At 39.7% G+C, this 6242-nt stretch carries 4 protein-coding genes; 3 read left to right on the forward strand and 1 reads right to left on the reverse strand.

The features are described from left to right. Positions 1–49: 49 nt before the first annotated feature. Positions 50–448: a response regulator gene (locus tag MTBBW1_RS07615; protein ID WP_080801500.1), complete on the reverse strand. Its 399-nt coding sequence runs from the start codon at positions 446–448 to the stop codon at positions 50–52. Between the two features lie 385 nt (positions 449–833). Between MTBBW1_RS07615 and MTBBW1_RS30175 the strand changes: the two genes are divergently transcribed. From MTBBW1_RS30175 to MTBBW1_RS07630, 3 genes are all read left to right on the forward strand, one after another. Further along, positions 834–3029, forward strand: coding sequence for a chemotaxis protein CheW (locus MTBBW1_RS30175; protein WP_080801501.1), 2196 nt, complete (start codon positions 834–836; stop codon positions 3027–3029). A gap of 286 nt (positions 3030–3315) precedes the next feature. Further along, positions 3316–3792 (forward strand): response regulator, encoded by a 477-nt coding sequence (locus MTBBW1_RS07625; protein ID WP_186441152.1) that lies wholly within the window; start codon positions 3316–3318, stop codon positions 3790–3792. Between the two features lie 151 nt (positions 3793–3943). Next, on the forward strand, positions 3944–6040 hold the full coding sequence (locus MTBBW1_RS07630) for a chemotaxis protein CheA (protein ID WP_186441153.1): 2097 nt from the start codon (positions 3944–3946) through the stop codon (positions 6038–6040). Positions 6041–6242 lie beyond the last annotated feature (202 nt).

Consider the following 6242-nt stretch of genomic DNA (forward strand, 5'->3'; position numbering starts at 1 on the left):
AGACAAATTCAATAACCGCTCAAAAAACAATAAGATGTCGATTTTGAGTTTATTTATTGCGGTTGTATAATTTCCCAAGTGCCTTTTTCCAGCGCTTGTTTTTCTGTACTGTGTTATCAAGGGCAGCGAGAAGATCATCTGCAATAAAGGGTTTTACAATAAAATCATTGGCTCCTGACTCATATGCCAGCAGAAGATTTCCTGCATCTTCTGTTGAAGAGACCATAATAACCTGCACATAGGGATAATTTTTCTTGATTTCACGCAGAAGATCAATGCCGCTCATCCCTGGCATATGAATATCTGTTATAACAATCAGGTCATATTCATCCGGAAAGTTCTCAAGGGCATCCTCGGCAGATGAGGCAATTATAAGCTCCCAATCCTTTAGCATCTCCTTTACAACCTCCTGGGTCATAACATCATCATCTACAAACAGTATTTTCATTTCATCTCCCAGCTAAAATATAAGGGTAGTGCATTGTCAAAACTAAAAATTAGGGTTCGGTTAATTGTAGAGACAAGGCATGCCTTGTCTCTACGTTGCAGATAGCCCTAACATTAAGTGTTGACAGTGCAGTAGGTTCACCATGCCTGGCCATTTCTGTAACAGCCAGATTATAGACTGTACATTAACTCCAAATAATTATATATATTCATTTTCGTCCCAAAAAACAAGCTCCGGTAATAACAGGAATTCACAAAGTCCCCATTAACCGGTGTCACAAAAAGTCGCTCATATACCTCTTCTTATTATTCCCAAAGGCTTAACGGAAGAGATATTTGCCCCATGAACTTTACATAAAACAACTTTATTTCCAAGGAGCTTCTGAATGTCCAAATACCCTGGAGATATTACAATCCTTCTTGCTGAAGATGATCGTACCATGCGCAAAATTGAAATAATTGCGCTGAAAAAACTTGGATTTGAAAAAATTATTGAAGCCGCAAACGGAAAGGAGGCCGAACGCACACTCCAGCAGAACCCCGATATTGACCTTGTAATAAGTGACTGGAACATGCCAGTCATGAGTGGTCTTGAACTGCTAAAATGGGTACGTTCCAGCCATTCAAATCCGGAGCTACCTTTTGTCATGGCAACCGGCCAGGCTGATAAGGCTCATACACAACAGGCTATCAAGCATAAAGTAACAGCCTTTATTGTCAAGCCATTTGGTTATGAGGAACTTAAGCAAACCCTTGACCAGGCCATGTCAGATGAAACAGAAACAGCAGATCAGAAAAGTTATGGTACTGACAACTCAAACTCAAACTCAAACTCAAAAAAACTTCCCAGAAAAAACTCTTCAGGAAAAGTAATCTTAAGGATATCTCATATACAGATTACAGATCACCTTGTCCTTGGGGTATTAAAATACCTGATTGAAACCGGTGAAGTTGCACCCAAGCACTTTGAACTGGAACTTCATTGCATGAATGGCTGGAATCCTGTTGCAAATTCACTTGAGAAACATCAGGTTGATGCTGCTTGTATCCTTGCACCCCTTGCCATGGATCTTTACAATTTTGGAGTTAAGATTAAAATTGTGCTTTTAAGCCACAGAAACGGTAGCTCCTTTGTCAGAACAACAAAAAATGATTTTTCAGAGCCATTTGAATCTTTTTACCAAAAAAGCTCTTTTCTGATTCCCCACAAGATGTCTGTACAGCACATGCTATCCCACATGTTTTTAAGCAATATCGGCCTTTCACCATCAATGGAAAAGGGAGATGATTTCGATGTTGCATTTGAGGTTGTTCCCCCTGTACTTATGCCGGAATTTCTTGAAAGCAATTCATCCAACAGTGGTTTCATGGTGGCAGAGCCAATTGGAAGCCAGGCTGTGGCAACCGGAATTGCAAACTTACAGTTCCAGTCAAGTGAACTGTGGGAAAACCATCCATGCTGTGTGGTTTCATTTCAGGAAAGTTTTATTACAGATTATCCTGAAGTCATGCATGAATTTACAGCCATGGTTGTTAAGGCAGGAGAATATATCTCCCGAAATCCTGAGAATGCAGCAGTTGTTGCCTGTTCATTTCTTGATCCGGCAGGGGAACTTGGTCTTACTGTTGAGACACTGAAATCTGTCCTGACAGAACCAGGTGGAATAACAACCGATGATCTATACCCTGCAATTGAAGATCTTGATGAAATGCAGAGATACATGTCTGCAAAAATGGGTATTAACACAATTATAGATCTTAACAAACTTGTTGATTCAAGCTTTGCTGACAAAGCATGTGGAAAACAACGAAGAGACAAGAGATCTGCACAGCTTAAAAATTCCCGTGAAATTGCAATTGCCCTTCTTGGACCCAATAAAAACTCAAATCAGAAATTATCAGCAACTCAACCTGTATCTAAAGAAACAGACCAGATTTCTGAAAAGAAATACCAACTCCCTGAAGTAGATTTTGAAGCTGTTGAAGAAAAGTTTCAAGATGTAGAAGAGAAGATTAAAACCCCTGAAGAGAAAAAACAAACCCCTGAAGATAAAAAACAAACTCCTGAAGATAAAAAACAAGCTGCTGAAGATAAAAAACAAACTGCTGAAGATAAAAAACAAGCTACTGAAGAAAACGTTCAATCAGTTGCCGGGAAATATCTTACTTTTCTTTTAAACAGTCAGGAGTACGGAATCAGCATCATGAACATACGTGAGATCATCGGCATGATTCCAATTACCCATGTTCCCAGAACCCCTTCTTATATAAAAGGAGTTATAAACCTTCGTGGTAAGGTTATTCCTGTGATGGATCTCCGCCTTAAATTCAACATGCCACCAATTGAATATACAGAAAGGACATGTATTGTGATTGTTGATTTCAAGGATAAAAACTCAAACGTATTACAGATGGGCGTTGTTGTGGATATGGTTTCAGAAGTGCTCACCATAAAGGAAGAAGAGATTGACACAAAAACCCTTGACCGCTCAGGAATGGACAATAATAGTATTCTTGGCATGGCAAAAACCGGAGAAAATGTCAAAATATTGCTTGAGATATCAACTATTCTTTCGGAGTAAACGGGCATGATTGATTACGTATCAATCACCCCCAAATATAAAAATGATAGTTATTTTCACGGTACAAAAAAATCTTCCTCCATACTAAATTAAAATGATTGCATATCAATGACTCTGTTGATTAAGTGTTTACATATTTGATTTTGCCACAATATAATGATTTTTAAGTAATCAAAAAACACATTATATTGTGGTGATTTTTTCAAAAAACGACTAAATCAACGGGCTCATCAATCGCCCTTAATCACTGTAAATGAGAACAATTGTCAAGGAAAAGGAGCACAACATGGCTAATTCCGGAAAACCCCGTATTCTCATTGTAGATGATGAAATCCATATACAGGAGATGCTCTCCCGTAACTTCAGATTTGAAGGTTATGATGTAATGACCGCAGGAAACGGACAAGAGGCACTTGACATTCTCGCTGAACATCGGATTGAAGTGGTTATTTCCGACATTAACATGCCAATAATGAACGGCATAGAGCTTCTTAAAACCATTCGCAAAGAATACCAGATGGTTCAGGTAATCATTATAACAGGTTATGTCACAATGACCCATCTTCTTGATGCCTTGCGTCATGGCGCACATACCTGTATTTTCAAACCAATGGATGATCTGAAGGAACTTGAAGAGGCTGTCAAACGCTGCATTGGCCACCTTAAACACTGGCAAAAAAAGCTTATTGAACTTCAATCAATTAAACCGGAAGATTCCGCCAGCGAACAGAACATAATAACCGATTTCATGAAGCAACCATAGATACTGCTTTCCACCCAACGGCCATTGCATCACCATCATATTGTCATCTTTTGAACCTTGATGAACCAGTAAAAAGTCCAATTATAACCATTTTGGCATTCTGAACTTTTTTATGAGATCATCAACCTTTTCATCGGGAGAATCAGATAAAATGGAAAACTATGATATAGATCCCCAGATACTTGCAGGATTTATTGATGAGACCACAGAAAATCTTCAAGCTGTGGAAGAGATGCTGGAAACTCTTGAAAAGAATCCAGATGACATGGAGATTGTCAACACCATCTTCAGGCCAATCCACTCCCTGAAGGGCACATCTCCCTTTTTTGGTCTTGTAAGGACCAAGGAACTCTCCCACAGCATGGAAAACCTGCTTGATGCTGTAAGAAAAGGCCAAAAAAAAGTATCAAAAAAACTTATTAATACATTGATGCCAGGGCTTGATCAACTGCTTCTGATTTTTGAAAGAATAAGATCAGGCAAAGAAGAAGTTGACGATATAAACCACCATAACAGCATCAGGGAAAGCATTGAGACGCTACTTACTTCTCCGGAAGAGAGTGAAAAAGCTCTTACAGAAGCTCTGCCACCAACAGAAGAGCCTGAGATAATTGACGTATTGATCAAAAATCTCAATGCTGTCAGGGAAATTGTGCCTTTACAGGATCTTTATATTATTGATCAGACCATGGAACTTCTCTTCAGGCTTAGTGCTGAAAATGAACTTGAAAACGAAATTATCAAAGAAAATGCAAAAAAAGAGATAGAGATTGCTAAAGAAAAAAGTAACATAGAAGCCATTGCCAAAGAGAGTGATATAGGCACTATTAATAAAGAAGATGACAGAACCAGGATAGGAACAACATCAAAAAAGCCATTAAAAGAGATAACAAAAGAAGAAGAAGAGCGGCGACAAAGTGACCGTCGTTCAGGAGATCGCCGCGCAGGAGACCGTCGCAAGGGAGACAGACGACAACTAAGTGACTCCACCGCTTCTGTTCCAGTGGCAGAGATGGATAAAACCATGAGGGTATCGGAAAAGAGCATTGACTCCTTTCTTGAATATGTTGGTGAGCTTGTGGTTGTTGAAGAGATGTTCAACCACCTTCAGAAAAAGATAGCCACACTCGCCTTTGAACAAAATCTCTCCCAGAATTTCAAACGTGTAATTGAAACTTTCAGCAACCTTTCTGAAAGCCTTCGGACAAGTATAATGGAGATCCGAAGTGTACCTGCCAAATTTCTACTTCAAAAAGCTCCCAGACTTGCCCGTTCCACAGCCGAAGCATCAGGCAAAATGGTAAATATAACCCTTGAAGGAGAAAATATTAAAATTGATAAAAGCTATCTTGAGCTTCTGGATGCTCCACTTACCCATATGGTAAGAAACGCTGTTGACCATGGCATTGAGCTGCCGGAAGAACGAACAGATGCCGGCAAAACTCAAACCGGTACCCTTCGCATTGCCGTTGAAGAAAACAAGGACAATATAAACCTTATTGTATCAGAAGATGGAAAAGGACTTGATTACGAAGCCATTGGCCGAAAAGCTCTTGAGCTGGGATTGATCAAAAAAGGAGAAAAGCCAAGCCATAGCCAAATTGTTGATCTGCTTTTTCAATCTGGTGTCTCAACAGCAAAAGAGATTACCGATATCTCGGGAAGAGGCGTGGGTATGGATGTTGTCAAAAAAAATATCGACACCGCAGGTGGAACAATCTCAGTTGAGAGTCATGCAGGCATTGGAACCACTTTTACCATTACCCTACCAAAAAGCGTCAGCACACAGATTGTGGATGGTTTTCTTGTCAAATGCGGTAAAGAGACCTATGTGCTGCCCATGGAGATAATAGGCGAATCATTTGTACCGGCACCAAAAGATATCACCTCAGTTAAGGGAAAAAAGGGTGAAGTTGTAATGAGACGGGGCACCCTTATGGAAGTTATCAAACTATGGAAGGTTTTGAACGGCCATAACCCTGAAAGAGAGATCATAACGTCCGGTAAAGATTCCACAAAAGATGATCTTTCAGTTGATTCTCGGGAAATCAATTGCGTAATGATTACAGTCAATACCGGAAACAAACCATATGCACTGTGCGTGGATCAGATTCTTGGGGTTCAAAAGGTTGTGGTAAAGCATGTTGAGGCACTGCCGGTTGAAAAAAATATCTTTGAAGGGGCTGCCATGATGGGGGATGGAAGTGTTGCCATGATAATCTCAACAGAGGGATTGCGTAACGTATAACCAACATGGCGGTTCACCGTCACAATCGAAGTGTTGAAAGTCGTTATAAAAACAGATATTTGCGGGGACTTTCATATAAATTTATCAAAAGTCTCTTCATCTTTTCACTAAGGAATTGATTTTTAATAACTTGTCCATTCACCTCTCCCCCAGCCACATTTTACAGACTTGGGAGGGGGAGTTTAGGTAAGTTAATTAAACC

The sequence above is a fragment of the Desulfamplus magnetovallimortis genome (assembly GCF_900170035.1).
Taxonomy (GTDB): Bacteria; Desulfobacterota; Desulfobacteria; order Desulfobacterales; family Desulfobacteraceae; genus Desulfamplus; species Desulfamplus magnetovallimortis.